Source organism: Streptomyces sp. XY006 (genome assembly GCF_002237655.1).
Taxonomy (GTDB): Bacteria; Actinomycetota; Actinomycetes; order Streptomycetales; family Streptomycetaceae; genus Streptomyces; species Streptomyces levis.
In genome coordinates this window covers 13,805-37,891 of record NZ_NOKT01000002.1, presented here as the reverse complement: position 1 = coordinate 37,891, position 24,087 = coordinate 13,805, and the positions used below count along the sequence as shown (strand labels likewise).

Here is a 24,087-nt window from a genome sequence, read left to right as displayed (position 1 = left end):
CCGATCGTCGCCTCACTCTAAAGGGCGCGTTCCCGGGCCAGGAGTGCGGCGTCGCGCACCGGGCCGCGGTACACCGGCCCGTGCCCGGGCAGCAGCAGCTCGCCCTCCAGCTCGGCCAGGACGTCCAGGGAGGCCACCGCGCGCGGCCGTTCGTGGTGGAACATGTCGGGCAGCAGCTGCGGCCCCTCGATCCGCGAGGTGGCGTGCCCGCTGACCAGGGCGTCGCCCGAGATCAGCGCACCGATGCCCGGCAGATGGTAGGCGCAGTGCCCGTCGGTGTGGCCCGGCGTGTGCACCGGCACGGGGCGTCCGGGCAGGTCCAGGGCGCCCGCCCGCGGGAACGGCTCGGGTGCTGTGACGGGGTGCTGCTGCGTGCCGCCGGACCGCAGCACGTGCGCCGTCCAGGACAGCACTCCGGGCCGCCAGGCGTTCCGCAGCACCGTCCCGACGGTCACCTGCTGCAGGAAGTCCCGCCGGGCGTGCGGCACCTCGGCCTCGTGCAGGTATACGGGCGTGCCGTACGCGGACCGCAGGTACTCGGCGGATCCGAGGTGGTCGTTGTGCGCGTGCGTGATCAGCACGGCCGCGACCGCCTCCGGGGCGCTGCCCACCTCCGCGAGGGAGGCGAGGAGCTGCTCCCGGTCGCCGGGGTAGCCGGTGTCGACCAGGGTGACGGCGTCCCCTTCCGTGAGGATCACCCAGTTCGTGTTCGAGCCGTGCACCAGATAGGTGCCGTCCGCGACGTGCCGTACGCCTGCCCGCATGATCGCCCCGCGTTGTGTGGTCCCGCTCCCGACGGAAGCAGCAAAGCAGACCCCGCCCCGGACGGAACCGCCGGGTCCGGTCCAACGGGCCGGTGCGGCGGGGGCGTTCGCCGGCGCCGGGCGGCGCCTGGCCGGTGTCAGCGCACGCCGTGCGGGCGGAACTGGATGCTGATGCGCGGCCCGGTCGCGCGGCTGCTCTTCGGGATCGCGTGCTCCCAGGTGCGCTGGCAGGATCCGCCCATCACGACGAGGTCGCCGTGGCCCAGCGGGCGGCGCACGGTGTCCCGGCCGCCGCGCAGCGGCCGCAGCAGCAGGTCCCGGGGCGCTCCGACGGACAGGATGGCGACCATCGTGTCCTCACGGGCGCCGCGCCCGATCCGGTCCCCGTGCCAGGCGACGCTGTCCCGGCCGTCGCGGTAGTAGCACAGACCGGCCGTGGTGAACGGCTCGCCCAGCTCCTCGCCGTAGTGGGAGCTCAGCGCGTCCCGCGCCTCGGCCAGCACCGGGTGCGGCAGCGCGTCGCCCGCGCCGTAGTACGCCAGCAGCCGGGGCACGTCGACGACGTGGTCGTACATCTGGCGCCGCTCCGCACGCCAGGGCACCTCGGCGGCCAGCTGTTCGAACAGCGCGCCGGAGCCGGAGAGCCACCCGGGCAGCACGTCGAGCCAGGCGCCGAAGCCGAGCTCGGTGCGGCGGATTCCGTCGAGCGGACCGAGGCGCATCTCGTCGGTCTGGTCGAAGAGGGAGCCCTGGAGGTGCATGTCTGCAGCGTATCTCTTAATCGAAAATGTGTTCCATCCTGCCCGTCTGCTCTCTTCCTTCGCCTCGGCTCTTTCGATACAGCGATGTATCGAATACATTCCCGTATCGAAAGGAGGCCGACTGTGCAGGCAACGACCGGCCGGGTGACCCGGCGCCGGGTGCGCACCCGCGCCAACCTGCTGGACGCCGCGTTCGCCGTCTTCGCCGCCAAGGGCTTCGGGCACGTCTCCATCGAGGAGATCTGCGAGGCCGCCGGCTACAGCAGGGGCGCCTTCTACTCCAACTTCTCCAGCCTCGACGAGCTGTTCTTCGCCCTCTACCAGCAGCGGGCCGAGCTGATCGCAGGGCAGGTGGCGGGGGCCCTCGCCCAGGACGGGCCCGGCCTGGACGTCCCGGCCGCCGTGGACCGCGTCACCGAGGTGCTGCTCCTGGACCGGAACTGGCTGCTGGTGAAGACGGACTTCCTCGTGCACGCCGCCCGCGACCCGGACGTGGCCCGCACCCTGCTGGAACACCGCGCCCGGCTGCGCGGGGCGATCGCCGACCGCCTCGCCCGCGCCCGCGGGCACACCGCGCTGCCCGCCGTCCTCGGCGACACCGACGGCGCCGCCCACGCCGTGGTCGCGGCGTACGACGGCGTCACCACGCAACTGCTGCTGGACCGGGACGTCGAACACGCCCGGGCCTGGCTGAAGCAACTGCTCACGGCCCTGCTGACCGACGGCAGCGGCACTCCCGATCACGCGAAGCACTGAGGAAGGGAACGTCGCCATGGATGCCGACGTCATCGTCGTCGGAGCCGGCCTCGCCGGCCTGGTCGCGGCACACGAACTGACCAGCAGGGGCAGGAGGGTCGCCCTCGTCGACCAGGAGAACGCCGCCAACCTCGGCGGCCAGGCCTTCTGGTCCTTCGGCGGGCTGTTCCTCGTCGACTCCCCGGAACAGCGCCGCCTCGGCATCAAGGACTCCTTCGACCTCGCCTGGAGCGACTGGCGGGGCAGCGCCGGCTTCGACCGGCTGGACGACGAGGACTCCTGGGCCGTGCGCTGGGCACGCGCCTACGTCGAGTGGGCCGCGGGGGAGAAGCGGTCCTGGCTCGACGGCCACGGCATCAGCTTCCTGCCCACCGTCGGCTGGGCCGAGCGAGGCGACCTCACCGCGCACGGACACGGCAACACCGTCCCCCGCTTCCACATCGCCTGGGGCACCGGAACCGGCGTGGTCGAACCCTTCGTCCGCTCCGCGAAGCAGGCCGCGCGCGACGGCCTGCTCACCTTCCACCACCGCCACCGCGTCGACGCCCTCGTGGTCGAGGGCGGCACGGCGACGGGCGTGCGCGGCACGGTCCTGGCCGAGGACACCGCCCCCCGCGGTGTGGCCTCCAACCGCGACTCCATCGGCGAGTTCACCCTCACCGCCCAGGCCGTGATCGTCACCAGCGGCGGCATCGGCGCGAACCACGACATCGTCCGCCACCACTGGCCCGAGCGCCTCGGCACCCCGCCGCGGGAGATGGTGACAGGGGTCCCCGCCTACGTCGACGGGCGGATGCTCGACATCAGCGCCGAGGCCGGCGCACGCCTGGTCAACCGGGACCGCATGTGGCACTACACCGAGGGCCTGCAGAACTGGGACCCGATCTGGCCCGGGCACGGCATCCGCATCCTGCCCGGCCCGTCCTCCATGTGGTTCGACGCCCTCGGCCGCCGCCTGCCCGGCCCGTACCTGCCCGGCTACGACACCCTCGGCACCCTGAAGCACCTGCGCACCACCGAGGACATCGCCGGGTACGACCACTCCTGGTTCATCCTCACGCGGAAGATCATCGAGAAGGAGTTCGCGCTGTCGGGCTCCGAGCAGAACCCCGACATCACCGCCAAGGACCGCGCCGGATTCCTCAAGGAACGCATCCTCGGCAAGGGCGCGCCCGCACCGGTGGACGCGTTCCTGCGCAAGGGCGCCGACTTCGTGACCGCGCCCGGCATCGAGCAGCTGGTGGAGAAGATGAACCAGCTCACCGACAAGCCCCTGCTCGACGCCGCGGAGATCAAGCGCCAGATCGAGGCCCGCGACCTGCAGATGGCCAACCCCTACGCCAAGGACGCCCAGGTCCAGGGCATCCGCAACGCCCGCCGCTACATCGGCGACCGGCTCGGGCGGGTCGCCGGCCCGCACCGCATCCTCGACCCGGCAGCGGGCCCCCTCATCGGCGTCAAGCTGCACATCCTCACCCGCAAGACGCTCGGCGGCATCCAGACCGACCTCGACTCCCGTGCCCTCGGCGCCGACGGCAGTCCGGTCGAGGGACTGTACGCGGCGGGGGAGGTCGCCGGCTTCGGCGGCGGCGGGGTGCACGGCTACAACGCGCTGGAGGGGACCTTCCTCGGCGGCTGCCTCTTCTCCGGGCGCGCCGCGGGCCGGGCGGCGGCCGGGCAGACCGCCTGACCGGCGACGGCCCGGCCTGACCCGCCCCGCGACGACCCACCTGCCCCCGCCCGCCTGCTGCCCCCGCCCGTGTCGTCCGGCCCGCCTCCTCCCGCTCCGCCGGGGCCTACGCCCCCAGGAGGCGGGCCAGCATCGAGGCGTGGCTGCGCTCGGGGGTCTTCGACGCGGTCAGCAGCGTCACCTCGCCCCGGCGGGCCAGCTCCCGGACGCCCTCCAGGGCCTCGGCCGCCTCGCCGGCGGCGAGCTCCGCCTCGTACCGCTCGGCGAACTCCTCGTACGAGCCCTCGCCCGCGTGGAACCAGCGCCGCAGTTCCGTCGACGGGGTGAGGGCCTTCGGCCACGCGTCCACCCGCGCCGCGTCCTTCGCGAGACCGCGCGGCCACAGCCGGTCCACCAGGACCCGCACCCCGTCCCGCGGCTCGGGCGGATCGTAGACGCGGCGCACGCGCACGCTCATGGTCGGGCCCCTTCCGCGGCGGACGGACGTGCCGCGAGCGTAACGCCCCCCGGTGGCGACGGCGCGCCGTGCCGAAGGGCCGATTCCGCTCGCGCCGGGCGGGTACTCCGTCCGCCTGACCGCGTCGAGGAAGGAGGTCACGACATGAGTGCATCGGACGACCTGCCGGTCGTGCGCACACTCGACGAACTCGCCGGGCTCGTGGACGGGCACGAGGGCCTGTACGTGCGCTGGTCCCGCGGCCCGGAGACCGATCTCCGCGATGCGTCCAGCACGGACGATCTGACGGGCGTGTCCATGCCGGGCCTGTCCGCCAATCCGCTCGATGTCGAGGACTGGTGGGAGGACCGGCCCGTCCGCGTGTGGGTGGCGAGGCGGCTGTACGACTACGCCCACCTGCCGCACGAGAAGGGGCCCGGGGTGCGCCCCTGGGTGCTCGCGGGCAAGGAGTGCGCGCGCGGGCCCGACAACGAGCCCCTGGTCACCGACGTCGACGCGCTGGGCTGGATCGACCAGCAGGTGATCGACGAGGCGAAGGCGGAGGTGGCGCGGCAGGAGAAGCCCTGGGGGACCCTGCGAAGGGGCTGAACCGCAGACGAGAGCGGCTGAACCACAGACGAGAAACGCGCGGGCCCGGGCCGTGGAAACGGCCCGGGCCCGCGCGGTTCCGTGGGTCGCGTGCGGTCACGCGGGGGAGGGCCGGGCCGCTCGCCGCCTCTACGGCTGCGGGCGGCCCGCCCCGGCTCAGCCGGAACGGCGCCGGGCCGCGGCGCGCCGCTTCAGCGCACGCCGCTCGTCCTCACTCGTCCCGCCCCACACGCCGATGGACTGTCCCGTGTCCAGAGCCCACTCCAGGCACTGCTCCTGTACCGGGCAGCGCCGGCACACCGCCTTGGCCTGCTGGGTCTGCATCAGGGCCGGGCCGGAGGTGCCGATCGGGAAGAAGAGCTCGGGGTCCTCGTGCCGGCAGGCAGCGTGGTCTCGCCAGTTGTCCATCGAAGTCACCTGCATCGCAGTAGAAACGTGCTCTTTCGGATGCTTACTCCTCTTCGGGTCACCTGTCGATGCCCGGCGAAACAGCGCCTTCGTGGAGAACCGTTCACACTCGTTCACTGCTCCCGCATGCCCCAGGGGGACCCGTAGGCGGTCAGCAGGTCGAGGAACGGCCGGGCCGGGAAGGCCTCCGGGCCGAGCACGCCGGCCCCCGACCAGGCGCCTGTGGCGAGGAGTTCGAGCGCGACGACCGGGTTGACGGCGGTCTGCCACACCACGGCCTGCGAGCCGTACTCCGCCATGGACCACTGGTTGTCGACCACGTGGTACAGGTACACCTCGCGCGGCCTGCCGTCCTTCACGCCCCGCACCCAGGTGCCCGCGCAGGTCTTGCCGTGCATCCGCTCGCCCAGCGTCGCCGGGTCGGGCAGGCACGCGGCCACCACGTCCCGGGGCGAGACCGCCACCGGCCCCCGCGGCCCCGGCACCGTCACCGGGTCGGTGCGGTCCAGGCCCAGCAGGTGCAGGGTCCGCAGCGTCTCGACGAACTCCCGGCCCAGGCCGTACTTGAAGGTGACCCGGCGCGCGTCGACCCAGCGCGGGACCAGCAGCACCTCCTCGTGCTCCACGTTCACGCACTCGACTTCCCCGATGCCCTCGGGGAAGTCGAACACCTCGGGCTCGCTGAAGGGCGCGGTGGTGTACCAGCCCCGGTCCGCCTCGTAGACGACCGGCGGGTTGAGGCACTCCTCGATGGTCGTCCAGATGCTGAACGAGGGCGCGAAGTCGTAGCCGTCGACGGTGAGGTTCGCGCCGTCCCGGATGCCGATCTCCTCGATCTCGTCGAAGAGCTCGTCGGCGGCGTGGCGGGCGAACACGTCCGACAGGCCCGGCTCCACCCCCATCCCGACCAGGGCCAGCAGGCCCTCCTTCTCCCACTGTTCGGCCTGCGCGAACTGCTCGTCGCCGAGCTTGACCCCGCACTCCTCGTACGGCAGCTCCGGGTGCGGCCGGGAGAGCGACATCGCCATGTCGACATAGGTGGCGCCCGCCGCCCGGGCCGCGCGGAACAGCGGCATCACGAAGCGGGGGTCGGTGGCGTTGAGCAGGACGTCACAGCGGTGGGAGGCCAGCAGGCCGGCCACGGCCTCCTCGTCGCCCGCGTCGACCCGTTCGGCCGTGAACCGCGGATCGCCGCCGAGCGCCGCGACCGCCGCCGTCGCCCGGTCCGGGTCGTAGTCGGCCACGACCATCGCCTCGAAGAACGGCCGCCGGGCGGCGATCCGGGTGATCGCGCCGCCCACACCGCCGGCACCCACGAGCAGTACACGCATGTCAGAAACTCCCTTTGTGCGAAGAACGTGGCGCGCCCTCGGGGAGATACAACGCCGCCCGCCGACATAAGGTCAATGGCGTTGGCATAAGGCCGGGACCCTGGACCCAGGAGGAGGAGACCGACGTGCCCAAGCCCGTGGTGCCCGAGGGCGAACGCCGCCGGCGCAGACCCACCAAGCGCGGCACGGTGCTGTCCGAGGAACTGATCGTCCGGACGGCGCTGCGCATGCTCCGCGAGCACGGCAGCGCGGGCCTGACCGCCCGTCGCCTCGGTCTCGCGCTGGACGCCGACCCGAGCACGCTCTACCGGTACTTCCGGGGCATGGACGATCTGACCCTCGCCATCGGCGACGCCCTGATCGGCCAGGCGCTGGACGGCTGGCGGCGCACGGGGGAGTGGCGGGCCGACCTGCGGGCGTTCGGGCTGGCCGTGCACGCCGCGTACGTGGAGCATCCGCAGGCGGCCGTGCTCACCGCGAGCCGGGTCTCGGGCCGGGCCAACGAACTCGCGGCCGACGAGGCGGTCCTGGACGTCCTGCGCACGGCGGGCTTCCCGCTGCCGGAGGCGGTGCGGGTGTACCACGCGTTCATCGACACCACGCTGGGCTTCGCGGCCCTGGACGCCGCCTCCCTGGCCCTGCCCCGGGACTCCCTGCGGGCCGACGAGGACATGTGGCGCTCGACCTACGCCCGGCTGCCGGCCGCCACCCACCCCCGCATCGCCGAGGCGGCCCCCCTGCTCGCCACGCGGATGGTGACCAGCGCCTACCCGACGGCCCTGGAGATGCTCCTGGACAGCGCGGCGGCCCGGCTGGGGGCCACCCGGGAGTAGAGCGCGGCGGGGCCGGCCCCGGTGGGGGGTGCGGGCGTCAGGTGCGCAGGGCACCCGCCGCGGTCGCCGTGACCGTCTCCGCCACCTGGGCCAGGGCCGGCGAGTCGAGCTTCCACTGCTGCCAGTACAGCGGCACGTCCACGCTCCGGTCCGGGGCGATGCCCACGAGCCGGCCGGCGCGCAGCAGCGGATCCGCCTGGGCCTCCGGCACCAGGCCCCAGCCCAGCCCGGCGGCGACCGCCTCGACGAAGCCCTCCGACGTCGGCACGTAGTGGCGCAGCGCGCTCGCGCCGCCGTGTCCCCGGGTGAGCCGCCGCACGAAGCCGTCTTGGAAGTCGTCGCGCCGGTCGAAGACCACCACGGGCACCCGGAGCAGCGCCTCGGCCATCGGCCCGGTCAGATGTCGCGCGGCGAAGTCCGGCGCGGCGACGGGCAGGTACCGCATCCGCCCCAGGGCGCGCACCGAGCAGCCCGGCACGGGATCCGGCGACGACGTCACCGCCGCCATCACCACGCCCTCCCGCAGCAGCGCCGCCGTGTGGTCCTCGTCCTCGCGGCGCAGCTCGAAGTAGAGCCGCGAGGCCGGCGGCACCCGGGAGAGCACGGGCAGGAACCAGGTGGCCAGCGAATCCGCGTTCACCGCCACCGTCACCCGGGTCGGCTCACCGGTGCCGCTCAGCCCGAGCTCGGCGAACGCGTCCCGCTCCAGCCGCGCCACCTGCCGGGCCAGCCGCACCAGGACCTCGCCGGACTCGGTCGGCCGCACCGGCTTGGACCGCATCAGCAGGACCCGGCCCGTGCGCTGCTCCAGCGCCTTCACGCGCTGGCTGATCGCCGACGGCGTCACGTGCAGCGCGGCCGCCGCCGCGTCGAACGTCCCCTCGTCGACGACGGCCAGCAGGGTCCGCAGCTGATCCAGGGGCAGATCGGGCATCATCACATCTGCTGATGTTACGTAAGAATCTTTAGCTGGACCGGGATCCGGGCTCGTCCGTAGCGTCGACGCCATGACCAGCACCCTCACCGCCGGCGCCGCCGGTTTCGGCACCGGACTGTCCCTGATCGTCGCCATCGGCGCCCAGAACGCCTTCGTCCTGCGCCAGGGCGTCCGCCGTCAGGCGGTCCTCGCCGTCGTCGCCATCTGCGCGCTGTCGGACGCGCTGCTGATCGCGCTCGGGGTCGGCGGGGTGGGCGCGGTGGTGGTGACCTGGCCGGGCGCGCTGAGAGCGGTCGGCTGGATCGGCGGCGCGTTCCTGCTGGCCTACGGCGCGCTGGCCGCCCGCCGGGTGTTCCGGCCGGACGGGGGCGCGCTGCGCACGGAGGGGGAGGCGGCCGGTTCGGTGCGCCGGGCCGTGCTCACCTGCCTGGCGATGACCTGGCTCAACCCCCACGTCTACCTCGACACCGTCTTCCTGCTGGGCTCCGTCGCCGCCGACCACGGACCGCTGCGCTGGACGTTCGGCCTGGGCGCGGTGCTGGCCAGCCTGTGCTGGTTCACCGCCCTCGGGTTCGGTGCCCGGCTGCTCGGCCGGTTCCTGGCCAAGCCCGCCGCCTGGCGCGTCCTGGACGGTCTGGTCGCGGCCACGATGCTCGTGCTCGGTGCCCTGCTCATCGCCGCCAGCTGACCTCGGCGGCCGGGCGACCGGCCCGGGGGTGCGATAGTGATCCCGCCCGGAAAGATGTAGTGAGCATCGAGAAAGCGACGGCGCGTGGACACGAGCGAGAGCACGACCGGACGGCCGGACCCCGAGCCGGAGGCGCCCCGGCGGCGCGGCTGGCGCCGCTGGGCCATGGACACCCGTCCGCTGCGCCGCCCGGCCTACCGGCGGCTGTGGGGCTCCACCGTCGTCACCGCCGTCGGCAGCCAGCTCACCGCCGTGGCCGTGCCCAAGCAGATCTACGACATCACGGGCTCCTCGGCCTGGGTGGGCGCCGCGAGCCTGGCGGGCCTGGTGCCGCTGATCGTGTTCGCCCTGTGGGGCGGGGCGATCGCCGACACCATGGACCGGCGCAGGCTGCTGCTGATCACCAACACCGGCATAGCGGTCACCTCGCTGCTGTTCTGGTTCCAGGCCTTCGCCGGCCTGGAGTCGGTGGCCGTACTGATGGTGCTGCTCGCGCTGCAGCAGGCCTTCTGGGGCCTGAACGCACCGGCCCGCAGCGCCTCCATCGCCCGTCTGGTGCCCGCGGACGAACTGCCCGCCGCCAACGCCCTCGGCTCCACGGTGATGCAGACCGGACAGGTGGCCGGACCCCTGCTGGCCGGCGCTCTCATCCCCGTCGTCGGCCTGCCCGAGCTGTACCTCGTCGACGCCCTGGCCCTGTGCGTCACGGTGTGGGCCGTGTACCGGCTGCCGTCGCTGCCGCCCCTGACCGGCGCGACGGCACGGCGCGCGGGCGTGAAGGAGATCGCCGCCGGCTTCCGCTACATGTGGGGGCACACCGTGCTGCTGCTGTCCTTCCTCGCCGACATCGTCGCCATGGTCCTCGGCATGCCCCGCGCCCTGTTCCCGCAGCTCGCCGCCGAGACCTACGCCCCCTACGGCGAGGGGCTCGCGCTGGGTCTGCTGTTCGCGGCGGTTCCCATCGGCGCGGTGTTCGGCGGGCTGTTCTCCGGCACCTTCTCCCGGGCCCGCCGGCACGGCTGGATGGTCATCGGGGCGGTCGTCGTCTGGGGCGCGGCCATCACGGGCTTCGGGCTGAGCGCCGACCTCTGGGTCGCGGTGGCGTTCCTGGCCGTCGCCGGGATCGCGGACATGGTGTCGATGGTCTTCCGCGGCGCGATCCTGCTGTCCGCCGCCACCGACGAGATGCGCGGACGCATGCAGGGCGTCTTCACCGTCGTCGTGGCGGGCGGCCCGCGCCTGGCCGACGTGCTGCACGGCACCGCGGGCTCCGCCTTCGGGCCCCGCACGGCCGTCGCGGGCGGCGGGCTGCTGGTCGTCGCCGTGATGCTGCTCCTGGCCGCCGCGGTGCCGGCGCTGCGCCGCTATCGGGTCTGACGCGGTCTCACAGCGCCCCGCGCCGGTGCAGCGTGTACTGCTCCATGAGCTTGCCCCGGGTCATCTCCAGCCGGTGCGCCAGCACCTCGGCGACGTTGCGCACCAGCGTCAGCCCGAGCTGCGGATCCTCCTGACAGAGGTCCAGCACGGCCCTCGCGTCGAACTCGTAGGCCCGCACCGGGCTGAACGCCACCGCGCCGAAGTCCCAGGTGTAGGGCGGGAACAGCCAGGACCAGCCCAGCAGGTCGCCCGCGCCGAGGCTGGCCACGGTCACCCGCTGCAGCGAGTTGACCTGCTGGTCGAGGGAGACGGCACCGGAGCGGATGACCCAGAAGCGGTCGGCCGGGCCGTCCGCCTCGAAGATCCGGGCGTCCTCGGGGAAGGACACCTCCCGGGCGAGCGTCATCAGGCGCTGCCGCTGGGGCGGAGGCAGGGCGGTCAGGAGTTTGATCGCTTTGGTCATGCGGAGCTCCTCGCCGGGCGGTCGACTGCGGTGCTGTCCCTACGCCCATTTCAGCCGCTGGCGGGGCCGCGGGCACCTCGGCGTACGAGACTTCCTGATCCGGGCCGTCCGGGCATGAGAAAGCCCTGGCTGGACGGGGGAAACCAGCCAGGGCCGAATGTGGTGGCACGGAGGACGGGGGTCGACTCCGTCACCACGTATGGATGAACGGTAAACCATTCTGGGGCCGTTGACCTACCCGAGAGCGGGTCGCGTGACCGGTTTCACTTCGTGGCGCCCTCGGCGACGACCCGGACCGTCTCCAGCTCGGGGTCCGTCGGGTCGGGAAGGTGCATGCCCGCCGCCAGCCCGGTCCGCAGATACGCCAGCACCGGCTCGGTGAGCAGCTCACCCGGCAGGACCGCGGGGATGCCCGGGGGATACGGCGTGATCATCTCCGCAGCGACCCGCCCGGCCGCCTGCGCCACCGGCACGTCCTCGGCCGGACCGAAGAAGGCGTCCCGCGGCAGCACCGCCTGCTCCATCCGCAATTCGGCGGGCGAGGGCACCTCCACCCGCGGCGCCTCGGGCAGGTCCCGCGCCACCCGGGCGAGATCGCGCAGCGCCGAGAGCAGCTCGCCGGTCGTCTCCCGGTCGTCGCCGTGGGTGATCTGGGCGCCGATCCGGCGGTGGTCCACCAGATGCGCGTCGATCTGCCGGTGCTCACGCAGCCAGTCCGCCGCCTGGTAGCCGGAGATGCCGAGCCCGGTGAGGTCGATGACGCCCGGCAGCGGGTCGAAGTCGTCCGACAGACCCGGACCGCAGAAGTCGCTCCGATCGTTGACGTGCAGCCCGTCGATCTCCTCGATGGCCGCACGCACCTCCGCCGCCAGGTCCAGTGCGCCGCCCATCAGCTCCTCGCCGCGCAGCGCCATCTGGCGGCGCCAGCCGTCCAGGCCCGCGAAGATCAGCACCGACGGGCTGGTGGTGCCCAGCAGGTCCGCGCGCATCCCGAGCAGGGCCGGCGGGACGAGGTCGCCCTGGAGGTGGAAGACCGAGCCCTGCTCCAGGCCGCTGCCCATCTTGTGGATGCTGGTCACGCAGATGTCCGCGCCCGCGTCCATCGCCCAGGACGGCAGGTCGGGGTGGAACGGCAGGTGCGCGCCCCACGCCTCGTCGACGATCAGCGGACGCGAGCGCCGGTGGCAGACCTCGGCGATCGCGCGCAGGTCCGCGCAGCCGCCGTAGGGGGTGGGGCTCGTGACGAGCGCGCCGCGGGCGTCCGGGTGGGCCTCGAAGGCCCGGTCGAACTCCTCGGCGGACGGCGGATGCGCCAGGTGCCGCTCGGCGTCCCAGCGGGGTTCGACCCAGACCGGCTCGACGCCGGAGATGATCAGGCCCGACACCACGGACTTGTGGGCGTCCCGCCCGATCAGCAGCTTCTCGTGCGGACCCGCGACCGACAGCATGGCGGCCTTGACCGACAGGGAGCTGCCGCACGTGCTGAAGTACGTGTGGTCGGCGTGGACCGCGTCGGCCATCAGCTCCTGCGCCCGCTGCAGCACCCGGCCCCGGGTGAGCCGGTCGTCCAGACCGCCCGAGGCCAGCACGTCCCCGAGGAACACGGCGTCCCCGAGGATCTCCCGGGCCTCCGGATCGGCTCCGCGGGCCTGCTTGTGCCCGGGCGGCGTGAACGACAGGTGCCCCTTGCGGCGGTACGCGTCCAGGGCTTCCAGAACCGGTGCACGGGTGTGGTCGACTGTCATGCGCACCGGGTTCCCGACCCGGACGCGAACAATCCGCGAGGGCGGCGGCCGGCCCCGCCGTGCACGAGGCGGCCGGCCGCCGTCACGCCTGCCCGGCCGTCAACTCTGCGTCGACTGCCGGCCCGGGGTCAGGATCTCGTCCAGCACCGTCCGGACCGCCTCGTAGGACATGCGCCGTACCGTCGCGTCCCGGGCGCCCTGGGGGTCGGTCGCGCCCAGCTGCTCGCTCCTGGTCTGCCACGCCTGCTCCTCCCGCAGCGCGCACGCCCTCGCCCGCTGGATGCGTCGCAGCAGTTCATCCGAATCCACCACATCGGTCATGACCCTCGCGTACCCCGGCGACGCCCGGAGATGGCACCCGCGCCCGTCCGGGGGCTTTTCGAGCCGAGGACATGCACCGCAGGTTTGCAGGTGCGGCGACCGGTGAGCCGAAGAGAAGAGCCCGCGGCGCTCGCGAGGTATGCGTGCGAAACGCCGCGGCAGCCGACGGAAGCAACGGGTCCGTGACCCCGAGGCGTGCCCGTGCCCCGGGCCGTGGAGCAGTGATCCGGAACCGTCCTTCCGTCCCGACCGACCAGGGAGCAGAAGGATGTGCGACGAGCACATGATCGAATTCGTGGACGAGCCGCCCGGCGCGAACCGGGTCCGGCCGTGTCAGCCGGCCGAGGCGCGCCGGGCCGTGGAGCGGGCCGTGGCCGAACGCTGCCGCGCCACCCGCACCCCGTGCGACCAGGACGCCCTGTCCGACGCGCTGCTCGTCGCCTCGGAGCTGACGACCAACGCCATCCTGCACGGAGGCGGGGTCACCGACTTCCACGTCGACGTCGACGGACCCGGCGTCCGGGTCTCGGTGAGCGACCGCAGCGACGCACTGCCGGTGACCGCCCCGCGCACCGACCAGCACGGCCGGACGCGGCACGGCGGCCACGGCTGGCCCATCGTCTGCCGGCTCTCCCGCGACGTGCGGGTGTCGGACCTGCCGTCCGGGGGCAAGCGCATCACCGCTGTGGTCCCCCTGTCCTGAGCTGCTTCGACCGGAGCCGAAACGGTTCCCGAAGATTGCACAGCAAAGCGGAGTTTGTTCCACCGGGGGCAGGGCAGACGCAGTTTCGTGCTTCGGACCGGAGGCGCGCCAGCGGGAGCGGTATGGCTGCCCCGGCGGCCGTCGAGGTCGATCGGGGCAGCGACCTTCCCGCGGTAAGTCCCTGAAACCACCGTTCAGGAGCGAATCCGCATGCTCATTGAAACGCCCACCAACCGTCCCGGCACGCCCGAAACGACGACCACCGCCACCAAGCGGCGTCACGACGACGCGCCCGACACCGCCGCTCTCTTCGCCCGAATGGCGGAGCTCGACGAAGGGCCCGAGAGGGAAGCCGTCCGCGACGAACTGGTCACGCTCTGGCTGCCCATGGCCCACCGCATCGCCGGCCGTTTCCGCGACCGCGGCGAGTCCATCGAGGACCTCCGTCAGGTCGCCGCCCTGGGGCTCGTCAAGGCCATCGACCGGTTCGACCCGAGCCGGGGGGCCTTCGAAAGCTACGCCGTCCCCACCATCACCGGCGAGGTCAAGCGCCACTTCCGGGACCGCATGTGGGCCCTGAGGGTCCCCCGCCGCGTACAGGAACTGCGCAACAAGGTGCGCGTCGCACGGCGTGAACTCACCCAGAACCCGGGCAGCCCCGAGCCCTCCGTGGCGGACATCGCCACGCACACCGGCCTGACCGAGGACGAGGTCAACGCCGGACTCGAGGCCCTCGACAGCTTCAGCACGCTGTCGCTGGACGCCGAACTGTCCACCGACGACGACGGCTACAGCCTCGCGGACACCCTCGGCGCGGCCGACTCGTCCTACGACACCGTGGTCGACCGCGAGTCCGCCAAGGAAGGCCTGCGCCGGCTGCCGGAACGCGAGCGGGCCATCCTCTACATGCGCTTCTTCGAAGACATGACACAGAGCCGCATCGCCGACCGGCTGGGCATCTCCCAGATGCACGTCTCCCGCCTCATCAGCCGCAGCTGCGCCCGCGTGCGCGACGAGGTCCTGGGGCAGCGGACGGGCAACCGGGGCACCGGCGGCCCCTCGGCCACGGCCTGACCACCCGAACCGACAAGGAGCGATACGACATGCTGAGGCCCCATCCCGCCGTGCTGCGCCGCCTCGTGGACGAGTACGAGGCACTGTCGGCCATCGAGGCCGGCCGCGCGACGGCAGAGGTGAGCGCACGGGCACGCGACCTGGCGTACACGCTGTGCGTGTCCACGGGGACCAGGGACGTCCGGCACGCCCTGGAAGCCGCCCACCAGTGGCTCGCGGCCGCACCCGCACCGGCCCGCGAGCCCGTCTCCCTGGTCACCGAGCAGCGCATGGCGGCCCCCGAACCCGCCTGAGCGCGTGTGCGCCCGGCGCGACGGGGAAGGCGCCCAGCACCGAGGGTCCGGCCGGCGGCTGTCGCCGCCGGCCGGACCTTCGTGTCCCCCCACACCGCTCGGAGCACCAGGGAGTCCCATGTCCACAGCGCGGCGGCCCGAGGCCGCAGACGACGACGGTGAACTGGAGCGGCTGCGCGCCGAGGTGCGCGACCTGCGGGCCCGGGCGCGCGTGTACCCGCTGATCTCACAGGCCCAGGGCATGCTGCAGGAGCGGTACGCGCTGGCCGACGGGGAGAGCGCCTTCGCACTGCTGCAACGGGCCTCCCAGCGCTACAACGTCAAGCTGCGGACCCTCGTGAACCTCCTGGTCACCGTGGAACGACCCGACGACCGCGAGACGCTGTGGTTCCCGCGCCGCGTCCGGCATCCGCAGCCGGACCTCGCCTTCACCACCGCCCACACCTCCGGCTCCGGCAGCCGTGGCGCCGTCCTGAAGGCGGTACTGAGCCACACGCTGGCGGTGACGGACACCGGCATGGGCAACGTCCAGCTCGCCGACCGGGCCCGGGGCGGTCTGAGCATCGAGGAGCACACCGGGCTCACCCCGGACTTCGTGGACTTCTTCGCCCACGTCGGGGAGGACGGCACGTCCTGCGCGCAGGCCGCCCGGGACGTCGCCCAGGTCACCGTGCGCGAGGTGGAGAGCGCCCCGGTGTTCACCGAGCCCGCCCGGCAGGCCATCCTCGCGGCGGGCAGCCGGGCCTGTCACAGCGTCCCGCTGACGACCGCGTCCGGGCTGTGCGTCGGCATGGTCTCGGCCCACATGGACCGGCCCCTGCGCGGACTGACACCCGCCCAGGTCAAGGCCCTGGACGGGATGGGCGTCCAGGCGGGCCGCTGGCTCGCCTGGCACGACTACACGGTGGTCCTGGACGCCCTGGAGTACCTGCACGCCCTCGGCCGCGCCCGCCGGGGCGCCCGGCTGCGGCGGTCCTGAGCCCGTGACACGCGGGGCACCGCAGCACCGACGGGGACTCAGGGACGCGCCACCAACCGGAATGCCCTGGTCCGAAGGGTGCCCCGGGTGTGCGGCCGCCGACCCGGGGCATCCGCAGTCCCGGGAGGTCGACATGAACACGAGTGCGATGGCACAGAGCGGTCGCTTCCGGGCCCGGCGGATGGCGCGGGGCTCGGTGACCGAGGGGGCGGCACGGGCGGGCTTCACCGCCCGGGGCGTGATCTATCTGCTCGTCGGGGCGCTGGCCCTGCAGATCGCCTTCGGCGACACCGGCCGGCAGGCCGACCGCGGGGGAGCGCTCCAGGAACTGGCACACCAGCCGTTCGGCGCGGTGCTCCTGTGGGCGCTGGGCATCGGGCTCGTCGGCATGGCCCTGTGGCGGCTGTCCGAGGTGGTCTTCGGCTCGGTCGGCAAGGACGGCCGCAGCCCCCGCAAGCGGCTGATGGCGGCGGCCCGCTGCGCCTTCTACGTCTTCGTCGCCTACTCCGTGCTGGCCTTCGCGGTCAGCCGCCACCAGAGCGGCAACTCCAGCGACCAGCAGTCCCGGGACGCCACGGCCCGGGCCCTGGAGATACCCGGCGGGCAGTGGCTGGTCGGCGCCGCCGGGCTCGTCGTCGTGGGCGCCGGCGGCTGGATCGCCGTCCGCGCCGTGATGCGCAAGTACCACGACAAGCTCCGGCTGGGACAGATGAGCCGCCGCACCCGGCGGCTGGTGGACGTCACGGGCGTGGCCGGCGGCGCCGCCCGCGGGCTGGTCTTCGCCGTGGCCGGTGTCTTCGCCGTCCGCGCGGCGATCGACTACGAACCCGACCGGGCCAAGGGCCTGGACGACACCCTGCGCAGCCTCGCCGAGACCCCGCTCGGCCCCTGGCTGCTGGTGTGCGTCGCGGCCGGACTGGTGCTGTTCGGGGTGTTCTCCTTCGCCATGGCCCGCTGGCGGCGCGTCTGAGCCGCGTCAGCCGGGGAACACGATGCGGATGAGCGATTCCGAGATTCCGCATGGCGACGGCCGGCCCGTGGACGTGTACCTGGACCTCCTGCGCATCCGGATGGACACGGAGGACTACCGCCTCCTGATGCGCGTGGTGGAACCCGTCCTCGAGGCGATCGACGAGGAACGCCTGTCCAGCCTCGACTTCGCGCTCGATTCCGGGGGCGACGACGAGCTGCCCCAGGAGGTCCGTGACGAGGTCGCCCTCGTCATCGCCACCGCCGTGACCGGCCGCCTGGACAACGAAGTGATCGAACTCGACGTCGACGACACCGGCCCGGTCCGGATCGTCACCGACGCGACCACCGCGTCCGACCCCGTCCGGCTCGGCGAGATAGCCGACTACATCAAGGAACGGCACCGGCAGACCGAGGAACTGCGGGGCATCGCCGAGGTGAGCGGACTGCCCACCGACTTCTGACCGGCGGCGCCGCCCCTCCCGGCGCTCACCTCCCGGGCGTCTCCACGGGCACGCCCAGCGGCCGGGCGAGACCGGCCACGGCCTCGTCCAGCCGCTCCAGATGCCGCAGCACGCGGTCGGTGATGCGCCCGTAGCGCGGCGTCCCGGCGTCGGAGCCCAGCAGCGAGGCGATGCTCGGGCCGGTCTCGGCCTTCGTCCCGGCGTGCTCGTCGGCGACCCGGGCCGCGATGGCCCGGATGTTGCGCACGGTGCGCCCGGCCGCCCCGCGCAGCCGCGGATCCGCCGCGATCGACGGATGCGTGGGCAGCAGCTCGGCGGTGGCCGCCAGCGTCCGCGCGTGGTACGCGCACGTCTCCAGCAGGGCCACCACATAACGGGCCGTGTCCCGCCGGGCCCGCAGCGGCGTGACCGGATGGGTCAACGGCTGGGTGGCGGCCCGCAGGTCGGCCAGCGCCTGGTCCAGGTCGCGCGCCTTGTCCAGCAGGTCGTCGGCGGGACCGCCGCTGAGCTGCCCGACCGCGGCCTCCGCCACCTCGGCCAGCCGGTCCAGCACCGTCACCAGCAGCTCGTTCGTCCGCCGGTCCGTCTGCACCGGCAGCACCAGCGCCGCCGCGACCACGCCGCACACGGCGCCGATCGCCGTCTCCTCGATCCGCAGCACCAGCACGTCGTAGCTGTAGGTGTGCAGCAGGGTGTACAGCAGCCCCAGCATCGCCGTGACGAAGAACGACATCAGCGTGTACGACAGCGGCGCCGTGTAGAACATCGCGAAGATCAGCACCAGCACCAGGGCGAACGCCGTCACCGTGTGCTGCCCGACCAGCCCGGCCAGCGCGATGCCCGCCACGACGCCGAAGACCGTGCCCAGCAGCCGCCGGTATCCCTTGACCAGGATCTCGCCCGTCGAGGACGTGTTGATGAAGACGATCCAGCACGTCAGCACCGCCCAGTACCAGCGCTGCGTGGACAGCAGCTCGCCGCCCGCGATGGCCAGGGAGGAACCGACCGCCACCTGCACGGCCGCCCGCGTGGTGGGGCGCCGCAGTCCCGTCTGCTCCTCCTGCGCCGGTTCCTCGGCGCCACCGTCGAGCGCGGCCTCCTCGGCGTCCAGCTCCTCGCGGGAACGGGCGGTGGCGGGGGAGTCGTCGGACTCGTCCTGCGGGCCGTCCAGGGCGATCCGCAGCCCCAGCACCGCCCGGGCCGCCTCACCGATGCCGCGGAAGACGTCCTGCACGGCGGCCGAGGCGGGCGGCAGGTTCTCCTCGTCCCGGTAGCCGAGGAGCCGGTTGCGCACGTGCGCCAGCGCGGTGCCCGAGTCGTCGCCGGCCCGCAGCACCAGCGTGTGCAGCGCCCGCAGATCCCGGCGCAGCGTGGCGAAGGACTCGTCGGGAACGGCCGGCACGGCCACCGCCGGGGCCGGAGCGCCCGGCAGGTGCAGGGTGAGCGTGTCGGCCCGTTCGGCGGTGCGGGCCGACAGCAGCAGCAGGCCGAGCCGCTCGGCGGCGATCTCGGCGTCCGCGATCCGGCGCTGCACCAGACGCGCCGCCGACTCGTCCGGGGTGCCCTCCTCCAGCCGTCCCTGGATCATCATGGCGGTCTCGTGGAGCCGCGCGGTGCCCTCGCGCACGGCCTGCAGCGCCTTGTCCATGTCGTCCTCGCCGGCGTCGAGGAGGTCGAGCTGCGCGGACACCAGCTGGGCCAGCCGGGCCCGGAAGGCCAGGCGCAGCCGCACCAGGACGCCCGCGGGCGTCGCGGGCACCACCGCGAACCGCAGCACGGCACTGGAGGCGAAGGCCACCGTGATGGCGCCGTACAGGCCGGGCAGCGCGGAGACGGTGGCGCCGACGAACAGGGACAGGAAGTAGACCTGGAAGGCGATCAGCCCGAGCGCGGTGCCCCGGTCGCCGAACCGGCGGCCGTAGACCGCGCAGAAGATCAGGACGACGAAGAACGCGTCACCGACGACCCGGCGCTCGCCGAGCACGGCGCTCAGACTCACGGAGGCCAGCGCCACCGGCAGTCCCAGCGCCAGCGTCACGGCCTGGGCGCCCGGCTGCTTCTCCCGAATGGCGAAGGTGGCGACCATGGCCGCCATGGCTCCCGCCACCAGATGGGGCACGTCGGTCCCCAGCAGGGAGAGCACGGCGAGCGTGAGGGCGATCGCGCCGACCGTCCGAAGCCCGGCCGTCAGGCGCAGCAGCCCCGGATCGGACGCCGCGATCCGGTCCCGCAGCCGTGTCCGCACCGAGTGTCCCGCTGCCCTCACGCCGCCGCACTCTCTCCCGACTCACACACCAAGATCCGCACCTCAGCATGTCATGCCACGAGCGGCAGCCTCCGCCCGGGCCGGGGACTACTCCTGCCGTCCGGCCCCCGCGACATGCGCCCGCACCTGCTCCGGCGTCAGGTAGGCGTCGGTGTACTCGAAGTCCTTCAGCCGCGCCGGCTTGCGCGCCTGGAACCCCGTCCGTACGAAGTCGTCACCGGCGACCGCGTTCAGCAGCCAGTTGGTCATCACCCGGGTCTTGGCGACGTTGGTGCGCAGCGCCGACCAGTGGTACCCGCGGGCGACGGCCTGGGCGGGCAGGCCGCGCAGCTCGATGCCCAGCGGCTTGGACACCGCGTCGGTGCCGCCGAGGTCGACCACGAGTCCCAGGTCCTTGTGGACGTACGGCGTCATCGACTGCCCGCGCAGCGAGGCGATGACGTTGTCGGCGACGTGCCTGCCCTGGCGCAGCGCGTGCTGCGCGGTCGGCGGGCACATGGCCCCGTCGCCCTTGGCCAGGTCGGGCACGGCGGCCGAGTCGCCGAGCGCGAACACGCCGTCGCAGCCGGGCAGGTTCATCTCGGCGGCGACCGCGAGCCGGCCCTTGACGGTCTCCGCGCCCAGGGTGGCGATCAGCGGGCTGGCGACGACACCGGCGGTCCAGATGAGCGTGCGGGTCGGGATCACCCGCCCGTCGGTGAAGGTGACCTCCTCGGGGCCCGCCTTCGCGATGGAGGTGCCCAGGGAGATCTCGATGCCGCGCCGCTGCAGGATCTCCTGCGCGCTGCGGCCGAGCTTCTCGCCGAGCTCCGGCATGAGCTTGGGCGCGATGTCGATCAGGTGCCACTTGATCAGCCCCGGGTCCAGCCGCGGGTAGCGCTTGACGGCCGCGTGCGTCAGCCGCTGCAGGCAGGCCGCGGTCTCGGTGCCCGCGTAGCCGCCGCCGACCACCACGAACTGCAGCCGCGAGGCCCGCTCCTGGGGGTCCTGGCTCGCGTCGGCCAGGTCCAGCTGGGAGATGACGTGGTCCCGGATGTACGCCGCCTCGGCGAGCGTCTTCATCCCGAAGGCGTGCTCCGTCAGGCCCGGGATGTCGAAGGTCCGGGTGATGCTGCCGGGCGCCAGCACGATGTAGTCGTACGGCTCGTCGACGATCTCGTCGGTGATGGTGCGGATGACGCACACCTTCGATTTCAGGTCGACGCCGATGGCGCCGCCCGGAATGATCCGCGTGCGGTACTTCTTGCTGCGGCGCAGGGAGACGGCGATCGACTGCGGCGTCAGCACGCCGGAGGCGACCTGGGGGAGCAGCGGAAGATAGAGCTGGTAGGCGAAGGGCGTCACCAGAGTGACGTCGGCCTCGTCCGGGGAGAGTTTCCGTTCCAGACGGCGGACGCACTCCACGCCGGCGAAGCCTGCGCCAACCACCAGGATCCTGGGTCGTGTCACGGTGTTCATCCCTTTCTGCGGCTCCAGGCGGTCTGCCTCGAACGCCTTTCGCCTGCCCCTGGATCGCCGGTTCGCACCCTTTCGATCCCACCCCGTCTCCGGCCGGGACGCCAGCCGGACGTGGCAGGCAGACGAACGCGTCGATCACCACCATGCCCGTCCGGTGGCCGAAAAGCACCGGGTGGGAGTGAAGAACGCGCGCACACCGCCGGGTGAGCCCCCGGGCGAGGGCCCGTCAGGTCGCGGCGTCGCCCCGCACGTGGCACAGCAGCAGGCACACGTCGTCGTCGCGCTCGGAGTCGCTCAGCAGCGGATGCAGGATCCGGTCCGCCGAGCCCTCCAGATCCGCGTCCAGCTCCGCCGAGCCGAACCGTCCCAGGGCCGCGGCCAGCCGCTCGATCCCCGGGTCTATGCCCTGCGCGCGCCGCTCCACCAGCCCGTCCGTGTACAGCGCGAGCGTCGAACCCGGCGTCAGCTGCACCGTGTGGTCGGCGATCTCCTGGGTGAGGGGGATGCCGAGCATCGCACCGGGCTTGGCGTCGAGGGTGCGCACGGTGCCGTCGGCCAGGCGCAGCACCGGCGGCGGATGACCCGCGGCCGCCCAGGTCAGTGTGGGCTCGTCGGGGTGGAACCGGGCGATGACGGCCGTGGCGTACAGATCGGGCTGCAGATGGTGCAGGAAGCGGTGCAGCCGGGTCAGCAGCCGGCCCGGGCTGTCACCGTCGACGGCGTACGCCCGCAGCGCGGTGCGCAGCTGGCTCATCATCACCGCCGCGTGCAGACCGTGCCCGGTCACGTCGCCGATGACGGTGATGAGCCCGCCGTCGCGCTGCGGGAACGCGTCGTACCAGTCACCGCCGATGTTCAGCCCGTGCGTGGCGGGCAGGTACCGCGCGGCCAGACTGAGGCCGGGCGTGGCCGGCAGGTCCGTGAGCAGGGCCCGCTGCAGCGTCTCGGCGATGTCGCGGTTGTGCTCGAAACGGCGGGCGTTGTCGATGGCGATGCTGGCCCGCCGGGTGAGCTCGATCAGCATCACCGCGTCGTCGGGGTCCCAGCGCGCACCGGGCGGTGACAGCGTCAGCACGCCCAGCGGGGCCCGCCGGGTCGGCAGCGGCACGCACAGCAGCGGCCTGCCGGGGTCCAGCGCCGACGGCGGCTGGTCGTCGACGCCGGGCAGGTTGCCCGGGTGATCGGCCGCGTACTGGGGCCGCCCGGTGCGCGCGGCGAGCACCGCGGCGGCCGGATGCGGCGTCGACCGGCGCTTGTCGTCCTCGTCGAACAGCCAGACGTCGACGCTGCTCGCGTACTCGGGCACCAGCAGCTCCGGCAGCCGGCGCACGATCTCCTCGTGATTGAGGGAGGCCGTCAGCACGGCGCTCGCGTCCGCGAGGAACGTCAGCCTGCGCCGGGCGCTCTCCGCCTCGTTGCGGGCGCTGCGCTCGGCGGCGAAGGCCTCGCGCTGCGCCCGTCCGGCCGCGTCCAGCTCGGCGTGCAGCGCCAGCACGCCCTGGTTGGTCTGGTGCAGTTCCTCCCGGTGGAAGGCGACCAGGTCCTCCTGCTCACCGAGCTTGTCCAGCACGACGGCGGTGTCCTCGTCGGCGCCGAGCAGCGCCTCGGCGAGGGCCGCGGGGTCCTCGGCGACCGAGCCGGCGTCCGTCGCCTCGGCCGCCTCGGGGCAGGGGACGGTGACCTCCCAGGGCGGCTCCCCGGCCGCACACGCCTCCGGGGAGGGGGTTACCACGGCGTGCAGCAGCCCTTCCTCGGCGGGCGAGCCGGCGAGGTTCAGGGTGAGTCGCCAGGTGCCGCCCTTGGTGAGGCACTGCCGCAGATGGGCGCTGAGGCCGGCGGCGAGCCGGGTCCGTTCGAGGGTGGGCACACCGTAGGCGGCGGCCAGGCGCGCGAGGGCGATCCGGGCGCGTGCCGCGTCGGTGACGGTGGTGATCTGCCAAGTGCGCATCATGGGCGTTCCGGCGGGGTGGGAGTCAGCACGGCCACGGCGGTGTCGTCCCGCACCGGCCGGGCGGGACTGCTCGCGTCACGTATCGTCACGGCGGCCGTCACGGCCGGGTCGGCCGCGGGCGCCCCGGGGTCGGACGGCGGCGTCCAGCGGCTGGGCAGGCCGTCGGTGTGCAGGATGAGCATCCGGTCGTCCGCCCAGCCGGCCTCCTCCTCGCGGAGGGTGGTGGGCCGGTGGACGCCGACGATGCCGGGCCGCGACAGCAGGTGCCGCCAGGTGCCGTCCGCGCGCAGCCGCCCTGCGACGTTCCCTATGCCGGCGAACCTGAGCCGGCCCGCCCGCAGGTCGAGCTGGGCCAGGGCCACGGCCGCGCCGCGGGTGCCCCGCAGCGCGTCGTGGAGGTGGCGCAGCGCCTCGGCGGGGGAGAGGTGGGCCCACCGGTGCAGCGCAGCGACGGCGGCGGAGGAGGCCCGGGCGGCCTCCGGCCCGTGTCCCAGCCCGTCCGCGAGCATCAGGGTGACCCGGTCCCCGGCCCGCACCCACGTCCAGGCGTCACCCGAGTACTCGGCCCCGCCGTAGGGGATGTTCACACCGCCGGCCCGCACACGGGCAAGCGCCCCGGACCGTTCGCCCGCCGGCACCTCGCCCACCGCACGCCCGACCGCGCCGCCGGTCTCCGAGGGGAGACGACCCGGCGCCCCGGAAGCGGGATGGGGGCCACCGGCATACCGGAGCGGTGCCGCGCCGACACCGGCGCCTGCGACACCGGACCCGACGGCAGCGGCGCCTGCGGCATCGGCCCGCGCGGCCCCTG

General features: G+C 73.5%; 24 protein-coding genes and 1 pseudogene. 12 read left to right on the top strand and 13 right to left on the bottom strand.

Features of this window, described 5'->3' with window-relative positions; translation table 11 throughout:
* Window positions 1–17 precede the first annotated feature (17 nt).
* Together CHR28_RS02765 and CHR28_RS02760 are read right to left on the bottom strand one after the other, a co-directional pair.
* On the bottom strand, window positions 18–764 hold the full coding sequence (locus CHR28_RS02765; protein ID WP_094051812.1) for an MBL fold metallo-hydrolase: 747 nt from the start codon (window positions 762–764) through the stop codon (window positions 18–20).
* A gap of 137 nt (window positions 765–901) precedes the next feature.
* On the bottom strand, window positions 902–1,525 hold the full coding sequence (locus CHR28_RS02760; RefSeq protein ID WP_094051811.1) for an alpha-ketoglutarate-dependent dioxygenase AlkB: 624 nt from the start codon (window positions 1,523–1,525) through the stop codon (window positions 902–904).
* A 123-nt stretch (window positions 1,526–1,648) separates the two neighbouring features.
* On the opposite strand from CHR28_RS02760, the gene CHR28_RS02755 reads away from it, so the two are divergent.
* Together CHR28_RS02755 and CHR28_RS02750 are read left to right on the top strand one after the other, a co-directional pair.
* Window positions 1,649–2,281: a TetR/AcrR family transcriptional regulator gene (locus tag CHR28_RS02755; protein WP_256984095.1), complete on the top strand. Its 633-nt coding sequence runs from the start codon at window positions 1,649–1,651 to the stop codon at window positions 2,279–2,281.
* A 16-nt stretch (window positions 2,282–2,297) separates the two neighbouring features.
* Window positions 2,298–3,971 (top strand): FAD-binding dehydrogenase, encoded by a 1,674-nt coding sequence (locus CHR28_RS02750; protein ID WP_094051809.1) that lies wholly within the window; start codon window positions 2,298–2,300, stop codon window positions 3,969–3,971.
* Window positions 3,972–4,077: 106 nt separating this feature from the next.
* Here CHR28_RS02750 and CHR28_RS02745 read toward each other — a convergent pair whose 3' ends face one another.
* Window positions 4,078–4,428: a DUF488 domain-containing protein gene (locus CHR28_RS02745; protein ID WP_094051808.1), complete on the bottom strand. Its 351-nt coding sequence runs from the start codon at window positions 4,426–4,428 to the stop codon at window positions 4,078–4,080.
* Window positions 4,429–4,572: 144 nt separating this feature from the next.
* Between CHR28_RS02745 and CHR28_RS02740 the strand changes: the two genes are divergently transcribed.
* Complete coding sequence (locus CHR28_RS02740; RefSeq protein WP_094051807.1) at window positions 4,573–5,016, top strand: DUF6098 family protein; 444 nt, start codon at window positions 4,573–4,575, stop codon at window positions 5,014–5,016.
* Window positions 5,017–5,172: 156 nt separating this feature from the next.
* On the opposite strand, the gene CHR28_RS02735 is transcribed toward CHR28_RS02740, so the two are convergent.
* Window positions 5,173–5,424 carry a WhiB family transcriptional regulator gene (locus CHR28_RS02735; RefSeq protein WP_094052119.1) on the bottom strand — a complete coding sequence of 84 codons (252 nt, stop codon included), beginning with the start codon at window positions 5,422–5,424 and terminating at the stop codon, window positions 5,173–5,175.
* A 113-nt stretch (window positions 5,425–5,537) separates the two neighbouring features.
* The gene (locus tag CHR28_RS02730) at window positions 5,538–6,755 is read right to left on the bottom strand and encodes a saccharopine dehydrogenase family protein (protein ID WP_094051806.1); all 1,218 of its coding nucleotides are present in this window, start codon (window positions 6,753–6,755) and stop codon (window positions 5,538–5,540) included.
* Between the two features lie 125 nt (window positions 6,756–6,880).
* On the opposite strand from CHR28_RS02730, the gene CHR28_RS02725 reads away from it, so the two are divergent.
* A complete protein-coding gene (locus CHR28_RS02725) occupies window positions 6,881–7,588 on the top strand; it encodes a TetR/AcrR family transcriptional regulator (RefSeq protein WP_094051805.1) in 708 nt (235 codons plus the stop codon).
* A gap of 37 nt (window positions 7,589–7,625) precedes the next feature.
* Here the strand turns inward: CHR28_RS02725 and CHR28_RS02720 are convergent, their stop codons facing one another.
* Window positions 7,626–8,525 (bottom strand): LysR family transcriptional regulator ArgP, encoded by a 900-nt coding sequence (locus tag CHR28_RS02720; RefSeq protein WP_094051804.1) that lies wholly within the window; start codon window positions 8,523–8,525, stop codon window positions 7,626–7,628.
* 70 nt (window positions 8,526–8,595) lie between these two features.
* On the opposite strand from CHR28_RS02720, the gene CHR28_RS02715 reads away from it, so the two are divergent.
* Both CHR28_RS02715 and CHR28_RS02710 read left to right on the top strand, forming a co-directional pair.
* Complete coding sequence (locus CHR28_RS02715) at window positions 8,596–9,213, top strand: LysE/ArgO family amino acid transporter (protein WP_094051803.1); 618 nt, start codon at window positions 8,596–8,598, stop codon at window positions 9,211–9,213.
* A gap of 84 nt (window positions 9,214–9,297) precedes the next feature.
* Window positions 9,298–10,590, top strand: coding sequence for an MFS transporter (locus tag CHR28_RS02710; protein WP_094051802.1), 1,293 nt, complete (start codon window positions 9,298–9,300; stop codon window positions 10,588–10,590).
* Between the two features lie 7 nt (window positions 10,591–10,597).
* Here the strand turns inward: CHR28_RS02710 and CHR28_RS02705 are convergent, their stop codons facing one another.
* The 3 genes from CHR28_RS02705 to CHR28_RS02695 all read right to left on the bottom strand — a co-directional run bounded on the left by CHR28_RS02705 (window position 10,598) and on the right by CHR28_RS02695 (window position 13,119).
* A complete protein-coding gene (locus CHR28_RS02705; RefSeq protein ID WP_094051801.1) occupies window positions 10,598–11,053 on the bottom strand; it encodes a cyclic nucleotide-binding domain-containing protein in 456 nt (151 codons plus the stop codon).
* Between the two features lie 263 nt (window positions 11,054–11,316).
* Window positions 11,317–12,798 carry an aminotransferase class I/II-fold pyridoxal phosphate-dependent enzyme gene (locus tag CHR28_RS02700; RefSeq protein WP_094051800.1) on the bottom strand — a complete coding sequence of 494 codons (1,482 nt, stop codon included), beginning with the start codon at window positions 12,796–12,798 and terminating at the stop codon, window positions 11,317–11,319.
* Between the two features lie 99 nt (window positions 12,799–12,897).
* On the bottom strand, window positions 12,898–13,119 hold the full coding sequence (locus CHR28_RS02695) for a hypothetical protein (RefSeq protein WP_094051799.1): 222 nt from the start codon (window positions 13,117–13,119) through the stop codon (window positions 12,898–12,900).
* 268 nt (window positions 13,120–13,387) lie between these two features.
* On the opposite strand from CHR28_RS02695, the gene CHR28_RS02690 reads away from it, so the two are divergent.
* From CHR28_RS02690 to CHR28_RS02665, 6 genes are all read left to right on the top strand, one after another.
* Window positions 13,388–13,822, top strand: a complete 435-nt coding sequence (locus CHR28_RS02690; RefSeq protein WP_094051798.1) for an ATP-binding protein — start codon at window positions 13,388–13,390, stop codon at window positions 13,820–13,822.
* A gap of 210 nt (window positions 13,823–14,032) precedes the next feature.
* Window positions 14,033–14,896 (top strand): RNA polymerase sigma factor SigF, encoded by an 864-nt coding sequence (locus tag CHR28_RS02685; protein WP_094051797.1) that lies wholly within the window; start codon window positions 14,033–14,035, stop codon window positions 14,894–14,896.
* A gap of 29 nt (window positions 14,897–14,925) precedes the next feature.
* Window positions 14,926–15,189, top strand: a complete 264-nt coding sequence (locus CHR28_RS02680; protein WP_094051796.1) for a DUF5133 domain-containing protein — start codon at window positions 14,926–14,928, stop codon at window positions 15,187–15,189.
* A gap of 118 nt (window positions 15,190–15,307) precedes the next feature.
* Complete coding sequence (locus CHR28_RS02675; protein ID WP_094051795.1) at window positions 15,308–16,168, top strand: ANTAR domain-containing protein; 861 nt, start codon at window positions 15,308–15,310, stop codon at window positions 16,166–16,168.
* A 133-nt stretch (window positions 16,169–16,301) separates the two neighbouring features.
* Complete coding sequence (locus CHR28_RS02670; RefSeq protein ID WP_094051794.1) at window positions 16,302–17,138, top strand: DUF1206 domain-containing protein; 837 nt, start codon at window positions 16,302–16,304, stop codon at window positions 17,136–17,138.
* A 28-nt stretch (window positions 17,139–17,166) separates the two neighbouring features.
* Window positions 17,167–17,601 (top strand): hypothetical protein, encoded by a 435-nt coding sequence (locus tag CHR28_RS02665; protein ID WP_094052118.1) that lies wholly within the window; start codon window positions 17,167–17,169, stop codon window positions 17,599–17,601.
* A gap of 25 nt (window positions 17,602–17,626) precedes the next feature.
* Here the strand turns inward: CHR28_RS02665 and CHR28_RS02660 are convergent, their stop codons facing one another.
* From CHR28_RS02660 to CHR28_RS38105, 4 genes and pseudogenes are all read right to left on the bottom strand, one after another.
* Window positions 17,627–19,867 carry an FUSC family protein gene (locus CHR28_RS02660; RefSeq protein WP_094051793.1) on the bottom strand — a complete coding sequence of 747 codons (2,241 nt, stop codon included), beginning with the start codon at window positions 19,865–19,867 and terminating at the stop codon, window positions 17,627–17,629.
* 87 nt (window positions 19,868–19,954) lie between these two features.
* Window positions 19,955–21,325, bottom strand: coding sequence for an NAD(P)/FAD-dependent oxidoreductase (locus CHR28_RS02655; RefSeq protein ID WP_094051792.1), 1,371 nt, complete (start codon window positions 21,323–21,325; stop codon window positions 19,955–19,957).
* Between the two features lie 226 nt (window positions 21,326–21,551).
* Entirely contained in the window at window positions 21,552–23,276 is a 1,725-nt protein-coding gene (locus CHR28_RS02650; RefSeq protein ID WP_094051791.1) for a PP2C family protein-serine/threonine phosphatase, read from the bottom strand.
* Window positions 23,273–24,085, bottom strand: a pseudogene (locus CHR28_RS38105) (SpoIIE family protein phosphatase); the annotation flags it as partial. The pseudogene CHR28_RS38105 and the gene CHR28_RS02650, both read right to left, overlap by 4 nt.
* Between the last annotated feature and the right edge of the window lie 2 nt (window positions 24,086–24,087).